The sequence below is a fragment of the Clostridium sp. KNHs205 genome (assembly GCF_000702945.1).
Lineage (GTDB): Bacteria > Bacillota > Clostridia > Lachnospirales > Lachnospiraceae > Anaerocolumna.
Genome location: NZ_JNLE01000003.1, coordinates 2,797,027 through 2,815,313, shown reverse-complemented (window position 1 = coordinate 2,815,313; position 18,287 = coordinate 2,797,027). Strand labels below are relative to the sequence as shown.

Here is an 18,287-nt window from a genome sequence, read left to right as displayed (position 1 = left end):
CACAAATAAAAGGGTGAAAGAATCTTCACGTGGCATCCTTTCAATTTATTATTTTCTTTCACACTTTGTACTCCTTACAGTTTTTGCTCCTCCAGTAGTTTCAGCATAAATTCCACACTGCCTACATGATAGCCCCCACAGGCATACACACTGTTTCCTCTGCTGTCCGCCAGGATAAGAACCGGCAGTTTATCTTCATTAAGCCGAAGCTTCGCCGCCGCTCTGCTGCAGCTGCCTGAATTGTCAAAATATATTTCGATACCTGATAATTTCGCAAGGACTTTCCCCAGGGTAATATTCTCCATTTCAAGCTGTTCCCGCAGTACCACAAGCATTCTGCCTCCGCTGCTGTTCCAGGTATCAGCAATATCCAGCAATTCATTCAATACATGCTCGGTGGGTTCTTCACCTGTTCCCAAAAAAGCAAGAATAACAGGTTTCTGCTTAACCAGTTTTAACAGATTGCTTTCCTTTCCCCTGCTATTGTAAAACAGAAAATTCTCCAGCTTCACACTTTTCTCAGGTATTAACCTATCTGTGTCCCACTCTGCCATTTCAATGACTTTACGTTCTCTCCCCACCAGCCGGAAAACTCTCTCATAGACTTTCTGATGACCTTCCGGCATACGCCTGGTAGCTATGATCCTATATATTCCCTCCTCCAATTCCAGCTTAAGTTCCTTCTCCCAAAAGACCTTACCCTCGTAGACCAATGTCTCAAACTGCACTCCTTTCAGCTTACCGATGGTCCAATTCTGATAATAGCTCCATCTGCTGTCTTTTTTCTTTTTCAGTACCAGGGTTGCGGTATTTAATAATGTATCTGCCTCCGGTGAAACAAACACTCCGTCTCTTAAATATTCCGGTGCATGGGTTACCGGATTTAACCTGGCAGGAATATGAAGACTCCTGCAAATAGCTGCAAACAGGATGCTTTTTGCCAAAGGGCTTCCTAACCCCAGCCGCAGACTGCCGACAGGAGTAGCACAGAGGGTGTCATACTCTTCTTCCGGAATATACCCTATGACCGCTTTGATATATTTCCAGATAAGGTCAGGCTCTCCTGCAAAACCTTCCTTCTCCTCCTTACTGAAATAGTTGCGGATAAAGCTCTTATAAGGTGTCAGCTCCTCTCTGAAAATCCTTGGACACAGTACATATCTGCAATAGATATCCCTGGAGAATCCATATGATTCACTATATGGCTCCAGATGATCTTCCAGGATTTCGGCCTTCAGATCCTTAAAGTCCTTTTCCGACAGACTTAGCAGCAGTTGTTTTCTGAGGGGATTCTCATCTCTGGTCAGAAAAGCTTTTATTTCTTCTGCATTTGCTCCCGCTCTGCGGATGGCTTCACGATCCTCTTGGTATAGCTTCTCAATCTCTTCATCATAGCAAGCAGCAAGGCTTTTTTCCCTGATTTCTCTGGCAGCTTTCAAGCGTTCTGCATTTTTCTCTTTTTGCTCTTTGCTTTCATAGGCAGAGTGCAGCGGATGTTCAGCCGGTGAGAGGTATTCATCCTGTTCCCATCTATCGCTGAAGATGTTATCGTTCCGGGTATGTAATAAAAGTTCTTCTTTTACCCCCTTGCCTACGGTAAGCTTTCTCTCCCCGAAGGTCTCCCCTTTAACCGCTCTGACTCTGATATCTCCAAGTCCGGCTTTTATTCGCACTTCTCCATTCCTGTCTGTTATAAGAACTGCTGACGGAAAATACTCCGCCATGTTAAGAATCTCCAGGATAACCTGAGCCCCTTCCACCGGATTTCCACGGGCATCCTTCACAAGCACTGCCACTTCCTCTGTCCTGGTATAATAAGAAGTATGGCTGCAATAGGTCAGCACACCTTCCTGTCCCAGCGTTTCTTCCATAGAAGCAGCCGGGAAATCAGAAAACCTGCGGCTGTGAATCAATATAGCGCGGTTGGCAGCTTGGGTAAACCAGCCCCTGTTCAAAGCTTCCTCCGGTTCACAGGCTCCCAGGAAATACCAGCTTCCCTCCACATAAACCTCCACCCAGGCATGGTTATCATCACAGTGGGCCCACCTTGGCGTATAGATCTGCCTGGCAGGAATCCCCATACTTCGGTAAGCTGTAACTGCAAAGGTAGATTCTTCTCCGCAGCGCCCCCTTTTACACCGGAACATGGTCATAGGCGAGACTGTTCTTTCATCCGTGGCCTCATAAGCAGCATTTTCCGCACACCAGTAATTGATTTCAAGTATGGCAGCCTTCAGGTCCAAACCCTCAATTCTATCTTTTAGCTGCTTATAGAAGAAATTTCTGCAATCGCTGATGCTTTCGGAATTAATGCGATAATAAAGCACATAGTGGATAAAAATCTCTTCCGGCAGCTTGCGGCACCATTCCCTCTCCCTCCGAAGCCAAAGAGCATGCTGTACAAAGCTTAAAAATATGTGAAATTCATATTCTCCGGCATCACGTAAGGGCATAGTACCGTAAAGAAAACGCATCAGCACGGCTTCCTCTTCCTGGCAGCCCTTTAACCCTTCCTCGATATCAGCTAAAAGACAGCCGTAATATTTTTTTCGTTCTTCATATTTATCTGAAGCGTACTTCTGCAGCTGTACCGTAAACATTCTTTCTCCCACCTTCCTATCATACGATTTATTTGTCAATGGCCTGCTGTTGCATTTATTACTTCAAACTGCGCTGTTTGTAACTAAACTATGCAATCTTATTTTCATGACGTATATCATTCATGTTTAAAGCACTGGATGTTTAAACTAAACCTATGCAAGCTTATTTTCCATCAGCTTCCGAAAGCTGCTTCAGGCTCCAGTTTATACACTCTGGCAACAGGAGCCTCTTTTCCCTTCGCCCAGGGTACCATTACCTGAAGACCTCCTGTTATATTTTCAAAAAGTATGTTCTCACCAGTACCAACCCTTGTCACCCGCTTAACCCTTCCACCAAAGGGAAGAAACACCCTATCCGGAACTTCGTCGCCTTCCGCAAACAGCTCCAGGGCATATACCACCTCACCTTTTCTGGTAAAAGCAATATTATCCACCTTGTATGGCGCACAGATTCTGGTGCCGTAAATGGCTTCCCCAAAGAGCTTAAGCCATGCTCCTATGCCTTTTAAAGAAGCAATCGCACCCTTAGGAAGCCGCCCGTCCGGCTGCGGCCCCACATTGATTGCCAGATTACCTCCCTTTGCAACAATGTCCGTCAGCAGATGGATTACTTCCCTTGGTGATTTATAGACATCTTCATAGGCAAATGAAAAAGAGGTTCCCAGGGTAATACAGCTCTCCCAAGGCACGGTAAGCGGTTCTTCCGGTACACACTGCTCCGGAGTAATGTAATTTTCGTAAGCACCGCCAACCGTTCTGTCGGCACACAGCATTCCAGGCTGCCAGGTCCTGATCTCCTCTATCGTCTCACCAAGGCGGATATCCTGGCCGTTTTCCTTGCACACCCAGCCGGCATCAAACCACATGATATCCAATTTCCCATACCGGGTTGCCAGTTCCTTCACCTGATTCCGCGTAAATTCAGCAAATCTCTCCCACTCCTCAGGCTGCTTTAAGGGGTCATAGGAGGGTCCCCTCCACATATACTCACCCCGCGGATAATTTTTTGCCCAGTAACTCTCTATATGCCAATCCGCTTTGGAAAAATAAGCTGCTATACCGATTCCTTTCTTACGAAAGGCTTCAAACAAATGCCCGCATATATCTGCATATTTATGGTTATGATATGGGCAGTCTGTTCCCGTTATCTTATAATCCGAATAACGGGTATCCCACATACAGAAACCATCATGGTGTTTTGTGGTAAATATCAGATAGCGCATCCCCGCCTCTGCCGCAATATCTGCCCATTTTTCCGGTTCGAACCGGATTGGATGAAAGGTTTTGTTCAGATCGAAATACTGCTTCTTGAATTCTTCACCGCTTACTTCCCAATCAATTCCTGTTCTGGACCATTCCGCATCCGCATCGGAAAGTGCCCAGGATTCAACGATTCCAAGCTGGGAATAGGGTCCCCAATGCATCATCAGCGCCAGTTTCTGATCCTGAAACCACTCCAGCTTCTGCCGGACCTTATCATCCTCTGGCCAGACATATTCTTCTGCAGCACTGTAATTGTGGACACCCTGTTCTATTCTTTCCTCCACAGCTGCTTTTTCCTTCTCCTGATTCTCTGGCTCTCCTGACTTTAACCTCTGGCTGTCCGTCACCAGCTTTTCCTCTGATTTATTTTCCATCTGTGTCACCTGATCCCTTCCACCTTTAAGCAAATTATCCATCCTGTTATAGAAACATATCCTTAGGATATTCCTGTAAATCTCCTTAGGAATTACCAGCCGGTACCCCCTGCCGGATGGAAAGAAAAGCATATTACCGACGATACAGTAATATGCTTTTCACCGGTATCCTCAACTCAACCTCTGTTGTTTGTTATTCTGCTATTCCTTCAATCCCCCGCATTTTGACCCAATCCTCCAACCCAAGGGCATTAAGACCGTCTGTATAGGCTTTCCATTGGGCGTCATCATTTACATCCAACTCTCCGGTAACGAACAGAGCCTGCTGCTGATTGAAGTAATCTGTAAGGGCAGTACTGATATCAGAATATCTGTCAATATCGTCAAGAGCTATCCAGTTGGAGGGAATGACCTCTTTTGTCAGATTAGGCTCATAGGTATTTTCCATAGCCTTTTTCTCATCATAAAGAGGACTGTCTTCGACGAACTTAAAGCCTGCAGGAAGATATTTGGGCAGAGCCTGGGGCCATAAGTTGCTCCAGCTGACCTTTTCCTGCTGATCCTCCGGAAGTGTTGAAGTATCAATTGCCCGATAACCGTTACCTTCCTTCATTGTGACAACACCTACAGGACCTCTGCTGCAGCCAATCCCATTTTCCAGAGCAAAAGCATTATCAAACCACCTACAGATAATTTCTGGATTTTGTGCTTTATCGGTAATTACTGCCTGGGTTCTGAATACGCTAAAGCCGTTGGTATCTTTTAACCAGATGCCTCCTTTGTCGGTATTAAGTACTGGAAGCACATCAAATTCGCTTTTTTCGGTAGTCTGCACAATACCTGAAAATTCATTGCTGCCATAAGCAATGGATACACCGTAAAGATCTTTATTCCCTTTTCCTTCCCAGGTGGAAGAGTCCTGTGTAAAGAGTTCCATATCTATCAGTCCTTCTTTATAAAGACCGTTGAACCAGCTTAGGAATTCTCTGTATTGCTTGCTGACACCGCCGTAAACAACCTTATCCTCCTGAATGGCAACACCATATTTATCCATGGGCAATCCAAACCAGCCGGTCATGGCTTCTATATGTTTATTATTAGGATCTGCAGAAAAAGGAATCTCATCGTCAGCGTCTCCATTTCCATTGGCATCTTTTTCTTTAAAGGCCCGCAGTACTTCTGCAAATTCCTCTGTAGAGGACGGCATTTCCATGCCTACATTTTTCAGCCATCTGCTGTTGATATAAGGGGAATAGCTTACCGTCGTATCGCCGGTTACATAAGGAATGGTATATATGTGTCCATCCGGTGCTGTCATCTTCTCTCTTACACCCGGTAAGTCCAGGATAGCTGAGATGTTAGGGCAATATTTCTCAAAATAATCCTCCAGCGGAATGAAGATCCCCTGCTTTACTCCATAAGTCAGGATCATACTGTCATTTAAAGTCCAGCCGCCGATAACATCAGCGTAATCACCGGAATTCAGATCCAGGTTAAGTCTCTCTGTGGCAGTTTCGTATGGAAAAAGCTTTAGTGTAACATCTACATTGGTCTGTTTCTTGAACTCATCTATCATGTAGAATTCTCCTGATTCACTGGAGTCATCCACGAAAATCGAGAAACCGTAGGTACCTTCCTCGACCAGCGGAAGTCCCTCTTTGTTCATGAGCCCGTTGATCTTACCATTCTCATCCGTAATATCCGCAGAAGCACCTGCCCCTGCTGTCTTACTGTTGCCTTCTCCATTGCTTCCTTTGCCGCAACCCCAAAAAACTGTTGTGCACATTGCCAGAGCCAATAAGAGTGCTATTGCTTTCCTTTTCATAATAATACCTCCTCTTTTATTTTTTTATTTGCACCGGAGCATTATGAAGCACCGGCAAATAAGCTTTCCATCTCAGGGTATGCTTAAACCCCTTGTTCCTCCAGTTAACTGCCCCAGACAGTTTTCAGATACACTTAGCCCTTTACCGAACCAATCATCACACCCTTAACAAAATGCTTCTGAATAAAGGGGTACATTACCAGCACCGGAATACTGCTGATTATAATAAGAGAGTATTTCATAACATCAATTATCTGCTGCTTCTCACGAAGGGCATCTCTGGCAGCCTGGGTGGTTGCTGTCTGGGACAGTGCTGTCTCATTTGTAATGAGGATATTCCTAAGCACCAGCTGCAACGGATAATAATCTTTGTCAGAGATATAAACCAAAGCCGAGAAGTAAGAATTCCAATGCCCTACGCCATAATAGAGTACCAAAATGGCTATAATGGCTTTTGACAGCGGAAGCGCAATCCGAAAGAAAAATTTACCCTGGGAACATCCATCTATCTCAGCCGCTTCATACAATTCTTCTGAGATATTCGACTTAAAAAAGGTTCTGGCTACGATCATATTATAGACGCTAAGACATCCCGGAAGGATAAGCGCCCACATGGTATTAAGCAAGTGCAGGTTCTTTACTACTAAATATGTAGGAATCAGACCGCCGCCAAAGAACATGGTTATCATATAAAATATGGTTATGGTTTTTTTTCCGCCGAAGGCATTTCTGGATAGTGCATAAGCTGTCGGAAGGGTAACAGCCAGGTTGACCAAAACTCCGCAGACTGTATAAAAAACTGAATTCACGAAACCTCTCATTACGGAGCTGTTACGAAAGACCTCTTTATAGCCCTTTAAGGTGAATCCCATGGGCTTCCATAGAACCTCACCGCTTGATACGGCACTGGGGCTGCTGATGGATGAAATTACCACCCAGTACAGGGGATAAGCTACAATAATTAAAATTAACGACAGAACAAGAAATGTTACAGCGTCAAATATTACATCCTCTCTGCAGCGTTTCGATTTCTTTTTCCTCTTATCCATTCTTCTTCTTCCTCCTACCACAAACTGTTGCCTGAGAGCTTATCAGCTGCTTTGTTAACGATTATGAGCATGACCAGGTTAATCAACGTATTAAACAGGCCGATGGCTGTTGAATAAGATATGTCATTGTTAATCAGACCCACCTTATAGACATAGGTAGATATAATCTCTGATACTGTCAGATTCAGATTGTTCTGAAGCAGATAGGCTTTTTCAAAGCCCACAGAAAGAATGCTTCCGCAGCTCATGATCAACAGGATGGTCGCAGTAGGCAGTATGGAGGGTAAATCTATGTAACGTATCAGCTGAAGTTTGGTAGCTCCATCACAACGGCCGGCTTCATGGAGCTCCGGACTTATACCTGACAAGGCTGCAAAATAGATGACCGAACTCCAGCCTGTACTCTGCCATACTCCTGTCCAGACATATATGTGTCTCCAATATTCTTTCTTCGCCATAAAATTAAATGTATCAAGCCCCAGAAACTCCATTATGTGGTTGATCACCCCCACGGAAGGCGAAAGAAATAATATGATCATACCGCACATAACAACTGTTGAAATAAAGTTCGGTGCATAGGTAACTGTCTGAATTACTTTTCGGTACTTTTTATGCCGAAAGGAATTCAGCATCAGTGCCAGGATAATCGGAATGGGAAAGGATAGGAGGAGTCCGTAGAGACTCAACACCAGAGTATTTCTAATGGTTGAATCAAAATACGGGGATTCAAAGAATCTCTTAAAATAATACAGCCCCACCCAGGGACTGCCCCATATTCCTTCTCTTCCGTTATACCTCCGGAATGCAAGCTGTATTCCGTACATAGGAATGTAGCTGAAGATAAAGGTCAATACAATACCCGGAAGACAGAACATCCAGAGCGAGAGATCTCTTTTAAATATCCTGAGAGTATGACCCTTCTTCTTTTCTCTTTTTGAAATCATTTTCTTTATTTAGCCACACAATAAATGCAAAACTAACCTGCATTCTATTGATAAAACAAGAAAGAGCGAAAGAATGGCTATTGTGGCATCCTTTCATTTAAATTTTCTTCCACTCTCAAAATGCTTATAGTGTTGCAATTGAACATTTTTAACATTATTTCATTCCTAATATTTTATTTGTGGATTTTATATAATTTAACTTTCCTATTTTGGTGTTTCGTAGTTATTTTGTTGGTTTGATTTTAACATCTGTTCACTTTTATGTCAATATGTTTTGTAAAAATGTTCTAACTTCTTAACATTCTACAAAATTTTGCTTAATTTTTTTACTTTTGTAAGTTTTTTTTACCTACCTGACAAAAAAGCCTAGCAGTTGACTCCATATAGAAAAGAAGCCCACAACATGCTTATCCACTGTATTTTAAGAATTTTAATTTAAACCTTCTATAGGTTCGAAAATTTTGTACGGTAATAGTCAATGAGGTTTCTCTGTTATTTTTGTTCATTTTGTTAAATATTTATTGTAAATATGTTCACTGAATGTTATAATCGGATGATATCCGGCAATCACAAATAAGCCGTTTATATTTGATGATAATCAAAAATCAGAAAAGAGGTATTTATGAAACCTGTAAGAATTCCAATACCGGCAGTGGGTTTTAATCCTCCAATTTACCATTGCCGCAGAGCTGCAGAACCTTTTACCCTGGACGGAAGACTTGATAAACCTTTTTGGGATACTGCTCCCTTTACTGCTCCTTTTACCGATGTTGAAGGAGAACATAAGCCTGCTCCAAGATTCCGGACCCAGGTCAAAATGCTGTGGGATGACAAGAACCTGTACATAGGTGCCAGGCTTGAAGGAAATGAGATATGGGGCACTGTAAAAGAGAGAGATGCTGTAATCTTTCAGGACAATGATTTTGAGATCTTTATCGATCCGGATTCCGACACCCAGCAGTATTATGAATTTGAGATGAACGCCTTGAATACCGTATGGGATCTCTTTCTCCCTGCTGCTTACAGAGATAATGGCAATGCTCTCAACGGTTATGATATCCAGGGTTTACGAACCGCCGTATACCTTGACGGCCGCTTAAATGATCCGTCTGCCGCTAATAAAAGCTGGTCTGCGGAAATTGTTATCCCTTTCGCATCTATCAATGAATGCCTGCCTCATAAACGGGCTCCGCAAAACGGTGAATACTACCGCCTTAACTTTTCCCGTGTGCAATGGAAAACCGATGTCATAGAGGGCAGCTACCAAAAGTGTACGGATCCCGCAACCGGAAAATTCCTGCCGGAGGATAACTGGGTCTTAGCCCCCACAGGAGTTATCAACATACATTACCCCGAATTATGGGCTTATGTTTTTTTTACAGAAACAGAGGAAGATGAAACCGTCTGTAACATTCCGGAAGACGAATACCGAAAATGGGAATTAAGGAAGCTCTATTATGCCCAGAATATTTTTCTGGATTTAAATGGCTGTTATACTTCGGAACTGAAGGAGCTTACTTCAATTCTTGGAAGCTATTCTCCCAATCATATTAACCGTTGTGTAAAAGCCTTTCCTTACCAAATAGAAATCACCTCGCATACCTTTGAGATTTCCTGCCCCTCCTCTCTCCCTGATAAAACAATCATAATTTACTCCAACGGAAAAACTGAAATACGTTAAATAAAAATGTTCAATTTGTTCATGATGGCATTTGAAAAGTATCAAAATTACTGGTATAATAACAGCAACAATGCTTCCTTTCTTATCGGAAGCTCAGAGTGCAGCATTGGTGCAGCGATAAAAAGATTAAGATAATAGAAAGGACGCCACAATACATTTTTTTAATCTATATTTGTGGCAGTACCGCAGGCATCCTGCGGTATTCTCGGGAAAAAACGATGAAAAAGATAACCCTGCAAAAAATTGCAAATTCCCTTGGTGTTTCCCGTACTACGGTATGGAAAGTATTTAGCGGACAGGAAGGCGTCTCTGCTGAGCTTAGAAACAGAATTATTAACAAAGCACAGGAGCTGAACTATATTTTTCCGGTAAACTTTGATACTTCTCCTGTTATGGAGGCTTCTCCTGCCGTTTCGGTCTCTTTAGAGGAACCTGCAGCAAATATTGCTGTTGCCGTATGCCGTCCGGAGACCTCCATCTTTTGGATGACTATTATACACCAAATCGCCAAGGAACTTTCCCAGCAAGGTGTCAACCTGGTCTATACCTATCTGCCTTCCACTGTCAACAGTAATTATACACTTCCTGCATCTCTCACAAATGGCAGCACCCACGGAATTATTATTATGAATGTGTATGATACTCAGTTGCTTCGATTACTTGCAGCCACCCCTGTTCCCAAGGTATTTCTGGATACCTCCACTTTGGTTCCCCCCGCGGAGTTGAATGGAGACCTGATATTAACTGAAAACCGTACTGGAATTTCTGCCATAACGGAGCATCTGATACAAAAGGGACGTAAATCTTTTGCTTTTATTGGTGATATCAACTATGCCCACTCAAATTATGAACGCTTCGAGGGTTTTCAGAATACCTTACTTCGCCATGGTCTTTCCTTTAACCCGAAACTAAGCCTTACAGGTGCAATAGGTATCGATACCTACAAAGAAGAGATCGGAGCCTTTCTCGATAGCCTTCCTCATTTGCCGGAGGCTTTCATCTGTGCCAATGACTATGTGGCATGTATACTGATGCAGCTGCTTCTAAAGCGTGGAATCCGCATACCAGAAGACATTGCTCTCTCCGGTTTTGATGCAAATACAGAAAATCCTCTGGCAGAAAATCTGACCACGGTACAGGTATTTAATCAGAATATTGGCTTTCGACTGGCTCTGCAGATTTTATACCGGATTAAATACCCAGACGTCCCCCATGAGATCATTTATATAACCTCCAAGGTTATCTTCCGGCGTTCTACCGGAGATTTCGAAAACACTCCCTCTGAAACCTGGTAATACAGAATTAAAACAAAAAACTGGCCTCCCATATGTTAGAATTTTAGGTCTAACATATGGGGGCCAGTTCATTCTGCTTCAGCTTTTATCTTATTCCCACACTTTACTTTTTGTCCACAGATGGGCGGAATCATATCTTACTTCTGTGAATATTACGTCTGTGTATCCTCCTGTAAGTTCTCAAGTACCTGTCTGGCTTTTCTGATTTCTTCCTCACTGGTACGATAAACCGTATATTCACTGAAAGAAGGAAGCCCCATATTCACTTCTGCTTTCCGGTAACTCATGGCACTGTCCAATAGAGCCTTACCGGACATATGATAGGCCTTTACACCGGATACCCGGTAAAGGGAGGGAATTACACCGGCATTGACGCCTCCTCCTGCCTGAATACAGATTCTTTCCAGACTCTTTACCTTCAATTCTTTTAAAAGAGCTGCTCCTTGTATACATAGATTTTTCTGTCCTGAGGTAAGAAGGGTATCCATTTCCAGGCTAATAGCCTGTTCCAGCTCTTTCAAGGGATCTGCACACATATCAAATGCCCGGTGCAGTGTAGCAGACATCCCTTCTGCCTCAGACAACAGTCCATACATTGCTTCCATATTCAAAGTTCCCTCAGCCTTTAGTACACCGATTACTATTCCTTCGGCTCCCAACTCCCGAAACATCCTGACCTCTTCTTTCATTATGGAATATTCGTATTCAGTATAGCAGAAATCTCCAAACCTGGGCCGTATCAGTACATGAATCGGTATGGCACTGCGCCTTCGAATCTCTTCAAATAATTTGGGGCTTGGTGTTGTTCCTCCAATTATTAGATTTCCGCATAATTCAACTCTTGTGGCCCCGCCTTGCTCACCTGCCAGCACAGATTCCACAGAATCTGCACATACTTCTAATATAAACTCCTTCATTCCTGCTTATCTCCATTTTTTCAGGAATATAAGCAATAACCTTATATCCTCTGCACTATTGGTATTTAATCCGTATCTCAGGCTTCTCTTTTATCTTCACTCCTACTGTTAAATCACAGCTTTGCCTAAAGTATACTATATAATAGCCGGAATGAATAGCAGTTTATCACATAACTTATTGCCAGTTAACCGTTACCGTGGCGGTACCGGAAGCAGGTGTCGTAACAGAATGATTGCTTCCGCTTTCCCAGGTTACATTTCCGCTGCTATCCTTCTTAATAAACTTATACTCTATGGTTTTTCCGGCAGGAACATTTACATCCATGAACCAGGTAGGATATACTCCTATGGTTGTGGTTGCATTGTAGATGGGACCGACAGCCTTGGCCGGATCCCAGTTACCAAGTTCATAGCAGCTTCCCACAAGATATACTCCCGTGCCCCAGGAAGTAGTCACATTATTAACCTTAAACCTTACAGAAACCTGATCTCCGGTCAACACCTCAAAACCATCATAGGGGATAGTTGCAAGTCCTGTGGAAGTAGTTACTAAAATATTGTAATTTCCAGCAGTTACATTAGGAACAGTTACTTTAATATGCGTATCCGACCAGGAATTCACAACTGCCGCAGCGGTGCCAAACTTAACGGAACCCTCCACAGCTCCAAATCCTTCCCCGGTAATCGTTATAACATTACCTGCTTTTCCCATATTGGGATCCACATTGCCTATAATCGGTGTGGATTCACTCGCTGCCGTATACTGCCATACTGCGGATTCACCTGGTGCCAGGTTAAAGGCTCCTACGGACTTGTTACCTGCAACGGTTATACTATTGCCTCCCAACAATCCCTGCATAACATCACCATATGTACCAACTGGAAGATTGGTATATAAACCTGTTATATCATAACCGGTGGTACTGGAGCGATTAACTGCGGTCAGTACTACACTGTTTCCGAATTGCCTCTCATAAATAAATACATCGCTATTAGTCCAACGCTCCTGTGTCGCGCCATATGCAATCGCCGGATTGGATTTACGCAAGGGCGCAATTCTGCTGATAACCTGATAAGCCGTGGAAGAGGTACTGAAGGAAGTCATATCTCCGCGGTTATATGGATCTTCCGCACCGGTCAGGTACTGTTCCGTTCCATAATAAATATTTGGTACACCACGAGAAGTCAGAAGCAGGACATAAGCATTCTCCACTGCTCTTGCATTACTGCCCGATAAGGTCATAAAGCGGCTCATGTCATGGCTGTCCATAAAAGTCACCTGATCATTGACCTCTTTATAATCCGTACTGGTATCTGTAACCACCTTGCTGATGTCAAGCATAGAACCGGTCTTACTGCCCAAGGCATTACGCAGTGCGTTGGCAAATCTGAAATCCAGCAGGCTCATACCTGAATTATTTGCAAAATTAGAAAAGTCCTTATCATTTGTCGTTCCACCGTAATACCATTCACCAAAGGTAAATATACCTGACTTGGAATAGATACTGCTGAGCCAGTTCTTCTGCCAGCCAAAGGACATATGCTTTACTGCATCTACACGGATACCGTCAATCCCAAGATCGAGCCATAGATTTATAGCATCCTTCATATAAGAGTCAACCGTACTATTCTGCTGGTTTAGGTCAGAAAGTCCATAAATGCTGTGATAGATACCGTTTTCAATAGTGCTGAAATCGGACCATTCCTTTTCATGGTTAAATATTCCCTGTGTATCATTAGAATATGTACTTATCAAACTGCCATTCCGGTATAAAGCACCGTCTTCGCTATATACACCAGTGGAGGTATGATTTGGCACAAAATCAATGACAATCTTAATTCCATTTGCATGAGCCACTGATACCAGTTCTGTGAAATCACTTAAGGAGCCAAAGGCAGCATTGGTCTTAAAATAATCCTTACCCCAGTATCCGTGATAGGAAGCATTATCATTTGAGCCATCGATGACTGTGATATTCTGCACCGGAGAGGATATCCAGAGGGCTGTTACACCAAGTCCGGTCAGATAACCATCTTCAATCTTATCAATAATACCTTGCCAGTCTCCTCCATGATACTTGGTTAAATCCCCGGTATCAAAAACAGCACCGGTGGGGTTATTGGAAGCGTCCCCGTCATAAAAACGGTCCGTAACAATCTGATAGATTACATCGGTAGAGAAACTTGCCTTATTGGTAACATCCGTATCCTGTGCGGAAGTTGCCGAGGAAACAATTGAGTAATTAAAGGTACCATATAATACGGCAGCAACGGCAAATAGCAATGCAGCCATAAGAGCCGCCGCTTTCCGTGTAAATCTTCTCTTAGAATTATATAACTCTCGTTTCATAATTTTACTCCTCTCTGAAATTAATTAATCTTTGGTTACCTAGGAAGATCAATGGTAAATATCCTGAATGCTGTGTCACTCCTACAACTTAAAACAGAACCTCCTTTCTCTTTTGAATGTGTAAATTTTTAGTTATCCTTAACAGCCCGGTCTTAAAATAAGCAGCACCTGGTAACGGATAACCGGTTCTGTATCTTATACGAGGGGTATATAAAATACTTTGTATGCTCGTTATTTTAGTCATTTATGGTACAAGCAGGTATTTACCTACTCTTCCTACCGACTCTTAAAGCACATATTTCTATAAAGTTAAAAACCATAAAACATGGAAGTTATCCTTTACAAAGCATAAGCTGAGGACTTACCCTTTCACCGCACCGGAAGTCATTCCGCTGATCATATACCGAATCAGTATAAAATAAAGAATAACTATTGGTACGGCTATAAATACAGACCCTGCAGCAAATCTCGAGAATTCTGTTTCCCCAAGGCTCATAAGTCCTACCGCTACGGTATAGAGATCTTTTTCCTTCAATAACAGCTTTGGCAGGATAAAATCACTCCAGGGAAAGGTAAAGCTGGTAAGTGCAGTATAGACGATCATAGGTTTTGACAAAGGCAGATTTATTTTAAGAAATATCTGCAGATTTGTTGCTCCGTCTATTTTCGCTGCTTCATCTATGGAACAGGGCATGGTATCAAAAAAACCTTTCTGGGTCAAATACCCCATTGGGGCACAGGAACTGTAAATCAGTATTACTCCCCAGATTTTATTGATCAGCCCGAACTGGGTCATTATTATGTACACAGCAATCATACTCATAAAGGAAGGAAACATCCCAAGTATCAGGGTGGTCTTCATTATTGTTTTCCTGCTCCGAAACTGGAACCGGGACATGGTATAGGCTGTCAGTATTACAAGAAAGGTACCTATGATACTGCTAAAAACCGCTATAACCAAAGTATTCATAAACCACTGGGGATAATTATACATGGCAGTATCCGTAAATAAGGTCTTAAACGTGTCAAGACTGTATTCCCTTGGAAAAAAACCTTCATAGGAATAAATGGAGCCGGATTTACTAAAGGATGCCAGAATCAGCCACAAACAGGGAAATAAAAACACCAGTCCAACAATAATCAGTATCAGATAAGTGACAAAGGTGTCTGCCCAGCGCAGAAATTTTAATTTTATCATCGGAAAGCATCCTCCTCTTTGTAAGACGGTGATTTTACATATACAAGCAGCGACAGCGCTGAGGTAATAAGGAATATAATCAGACTGATGGTTGCACCTATGTTATAATAGTTGTTGCTGATGGATAAATTGTACAGCCAGTTTATCAGCAGATCCGTATCACTGGCCAGGAAATATCCATCCAGATATAATCCTCCTCTTAAGAAGAAAAAGACACCGAAATTATTAAAATTACCGATAAACTGTGAAATCAATACAGGTGTGGTGGAAAACAAGACAAAGGGCAAAATAATTTTGGTAAATTGCTTCCACCTTTTGGCACCGTCTATCTTTGCTGCCTCCATCTGGTTTCCGTCAATGTTTGCGAGTATTCCCGTAGTCAGAAGCATAATAGAGGGTATGCTAAGCCAGGCATTTATCAGAAGACCGATGAGCCTTGCCATCCATTTTGCATCGATATCGAGAAATCCAACAGCCTTGTAGCCCATGTCCGTTATAATCTGATTGATGGGTCCGCCATAAGAGAACATAAACCGGAAACCCAGGAGTATAATAAACCCGGGAACCGCATAAGCCATCACCGGAAAGGCCCTCCAAATTATTTTTCCTTTTACGCATTTCTTATTCAGCAGTAATGCCAGGCCAAGCCCCGCGAAATAATTCAGTAAAGTGGAGGATACCGCCCAAAGCAGATTCCAGCTGAGTATCCTTCCAAAGGTCGGTGCAAATTTCTTCAGGGTCACTATCTGTACGAAATTGTCAAATCCCACCCAATTTACCAGCTTTGGCGGTACAATGCTCCCCCCATAATTGGTAAAAGCAACGGCTATCATAAAGATAATTGGCAGTATATTGAAGATAAATACACCAATAATCGGCAGAAACAGGGCTGTCTTATAGAATTTTCTGTCCAGCAGTTTTTTTAAGTCTCCCTGAAAGGACAGGGGTTTTCCTCCCTTTTGCACCAGTAACTGGGTTTCATAAGCATCTCTGATATTGGAGAAATAACAGCCGATTAAAAGTAGGATCGCTGCCAGGGACAGAATCCCCATAAGCAGCATAATAACAGAGTTATCACCTTCAATTCCAAACCAGGCATCCGCTTCCTTCGTCCCCAAGGTAAAGAATCCTGCCAGGTCCGAGGCTCCTCTCTTAAGGAAATAAAGGATTCCGCAGGCAAATACCACAAGGTAAGCCATCCCTTTTCCGATTTGTCCGTACATCAGCTGGCCAAGTCCCATCAGACATATACTGGCTTTTACATTTCTGTCTGCATATCTAAGAAAAGTCAACTTTTTCATTTCAATTCCTCTATTCTGAAAGGGTGTAAATTGCATCATGTATTTGCTGATCTACGGCCTTTAAAGCGCTTTTTAAGGTATCATAGGAGGTATATTTCTTATCTGCGGTACGAAAGGCATCTTTTGCCAGATCAGTAAAGAAGGTCTCTGCCGGAGCCCATACCTGAACCATCTCTGTGATGGAGGGCATAATAACAATATTTCCTTCGTTCAGGCTGTTAAATACAACCTCTGCAGCCCCTCCTGCCTCCTTGGCTGCATCAGCACGGGCAGGTATGACTCCCAGCAGCTCATTTCTCTTTGTAATCATTTCATAGCTTGTGGCAAAATCCACAAAGGCCAGGCTGGCGTTAGGCGCTTTGGTGTATGCACTGATGGCATATCCATTGATTCCGCCCATAGCCTTAAAGGGTATCAGTTCCGGATTCTGTTCCGTTAAATCTCCGCTTGCCGGCAGCATTGGCACCCCGGTAACCATCAGGTTCTCCTCTGCCAGTGTCTGAGCTGCTTCCCGGTCCATTCCCTGCTTTTCATACTCCAATGCCAGTTCCTTGATAAATAAGGTATATACATCCGGCGTTGTCATGGTAGCGAAATAGGAGCCGTCGGCAAGCTTACTGTATGCGTTTACAGTGATAGAATCATCTATACACTCTTCATTCATCACCGCAGCAAGCTTTTGCAATACATCCGCACCGACTTCCGACTTTCCGGCAGACAAGCCCAATTCTTCAGGGTTAGTGTTATTGTCCCCAAAGATATAACCTCCGTAGGAGAAAAGGAAACCGGAGGAGAAATATACATCAAACAGGGATCTCATATAGCCGTATTTTCCCTCTCCCGAAGCTACAATGGCTTTCGAATATTGATACAGATCATTCCAATTCTCTACCATATCCGGTACTTTGTTGTTGTTATCATCCCAGCTTGTTTCCCAGTCCGAAGGAAGCATATCCTTTCGGTAGAACAGCATGGAGGACTGGACATTTACAGGAACCCCCATATAATAGGAATTGCCGTCCACTTCAGATTTATAGGCTGCCCAGGCATTTTCCGGTACCTGGGAAAAGCAGTCCAGGTTCTCTGCTGGTATCGGATAGATATGCTTTCCCTCTACATATTTCATAAGGGAATCATTTGCCTGGTATAATACGTCCGGCCCATATCCATAAGGACCGTCATCGGCCAGATTGCTGCGCTGATCCATGTTGGCATCAACGGCAACAATACCGTATTCCTTATACTTTTCATTAAAAGCTGTTATCAATTCATTAAAATACCCCTGCTCGATTGCCGTATCATTTTCAAGTACACGCAATGTAACATTTCTCTCCAGTTCCCCGCTGTAAATAGAGGTTAATGCACTTACAGAGGAATCTGACGATGTCTTACCGGTTTCTGCCTCCTCCTTCTTTAAGCTGCAGGCAGTTAACTGACCTATAATTAAAAGTGCGGAAAGCAAAAGACATAGAATTCTTTTCATAGAAATA

General features: G+C 43.0%; 12 protein-coding genes. 2 read left to right on the top strand and 10 right to left on the bottom strand.

Annotated features, from left to right (window positions below; genetic code table 11):
- Positions 1 to 74: 74 nt before the first annotated feature.
- The 5 genes from BR73_RS0111685 to BR73_RS0111665 all read right to left on the bottom strand — a co-directional run bounded on the left by BR73_RS0111685 (position 75) and on the right by BR73_RS0111665 (position 7,986).
- On the bottom strand, positions 75 to 2,600 hold the full coding sequence (locus tag BR73_RS0111685) for a transglutaminase domain-containing protein (RefSeq protein WP_033165669.1): 2,526 nt from the start codon (positions 2,598 to 2,600) through the stop codon (positions 75 to 77).
- A 173-nt stretch (positions 2,601 to 2,773) separates the two neighbouring features.
- Positions 2,774 to 4,237 carry an alpha-L-fucosidase gene (locus BR73_RS0111680; RefSeq protein ID WP_081848771.1) on the bottom strand — a complete coding sequence of 488 codons (1,464 nt, stop codon included), beginning with the start codon at positions 4,235 to 4,237 and terminating at the stop codon, positions 2,774 to 2,776.
- 193 nt (positions 4,238 to 4,430) lie between these two features.
- Entirely contained in the window at positions 4,431 to 6,062 is a 1,632-nt protein-coding gene (locus BR73_RS0111675; protein WP_033165668.1) for an extracellular solute-binding protein, read from the bottom strand.
- A 134-nt stretch (positions 6,063 to 6,196) separates the two neighbouring features.
- Positions 6,197 to 7,111, bottom strand: coding sequence for a carbohydrate ABC transporter permease (locus BR73_RS0111670; protein WP_033165667.1), 915 nt, complete (start codon positions 7,109 to 7,111; stop codon positions 6,197 to 6,199).
- A 14-nt stretch (positions 7,112 to 7,125) separates the two neighbouring features.
- Positions 7,126 to 7,986, bottom strand: a complete 861-nt coding sequence (locus BR73_RS0111665) for an ABC transporter permease subunit (protein ID WP_347463430.1) — start codon at positions 7,984 to 7,986, stop codon at positions 7,126 to 7,128.
- A gap of 691 nt (positions 7,987 to 8,677) precedes the next feature.
- Here BR73_RS0111665 and BR73_RS0111660 point away from each other — a divergent pair.
- Both BR73_RS0111660 and BR73_RS0111655 read left to right on the top strand, forming a co-directional pair.
- Positions 8,678 to 9,736 carry a carbohydrate-binding family 9-like protein gene (locus tag BR73_RS0111660; RefSeq protein WP_033165665.1) on the top strand — a complete coding sequence of 353 codons (1,059 nt, stop codon included), beginning with the start codon at positions 8,678 to 8,680 and terminating at the stop codon, positions 9,734 to 9,736.
- A 218-nt stretch (positions 9,737 to 9,954) separates the two neighbouring features.
- Positions 9,955 to 11,031, top strand: a complete 1,077-nt coding sequence (locus BR73_RS0111655; RefSeq protein ID WP_051685156.1) for a LacI family DNA-binding transcriptional regulator — start codon at positions 9,955 to 9,957, stop codon at positions 11,029 to 11,031.
- Positions 11,032 to 11,183: 152 nt separating this feature from the next.
- Here BR73_RS0111655 and BR73_RS0111650 read toward each other — a convergent pair whose 3' ends face one another.
- The 5 genes from BR73_RS0111650 to BR73_RS0111630 form a co-directional block, all read right to left on the bottom strand.
- Entirely contained in the window at positions 11,184 to 11,948 is a 765-nt protein-coding gene (locus BR73_RS0111650) for a copper homeostasis protein CutC (RefSeq protein WP_033165664.1), read from the bottom strand.
- Positions 11,949 to 12,123: 175 nt separating this feature from the next.
- Complete coding sequence (locus BR73_RS0111645; protein WP_033165663.1) at positions 12,124 to 14,298, bottom strand: alpha-amylase family glycosyl hydrolase; 2,175 nt, start codon at positions 14,296 to 14,298, stop codon at positions 12,124 to 12,126.
- A 361-nt stretch (positions 14,299 to 14,659) separates the two neighbouring features.
- Positions 14,660 to 15,496 carry a sugar ABC transporter permease gene (locus BR73_RS0111640; protein ID WP_033165662.1) on the bottom strand — a complete coding sequence of 279 codons (837 nt, stop codon included), beginning with the start codon at positions 15,494 to 15,496 and terminating at the stop codon, positions 14,660 to 14,662.
- Positions 15,493 to 16,797 carry a sugar ABC transporter permease gene (locus BR73_RS0111635; RefSeq protein ID WP_051685155.1) on the bottom strand — a complete coding sequence of 435 codons (1,305 nt, stop codon included), beginning with the start codon at positions 16,795 to 16,797 and terminating at the stop codon, positions 15,493 to 15,495. Before BR73_RS0111635 ends, BR73_RS0111640 begins: the two co-directional genes overlap by 4 nt.
- Before the next feature lie 10 nt (positions 16,798 to 16,807).
- Positions 16,808 to 18,280, bottom strand: coding sequence for an extracellular solute-binding protein (locus BR73_RS0111630; RefSeq protein ID WP_033165661.1), 1,473 nt, complete (start codon positions 18,278 to 18,280; stop codon positions 16,808 to 16,810).
- Positions 18,281 to 18,287 lie beyond the last annotated feature (7 nt).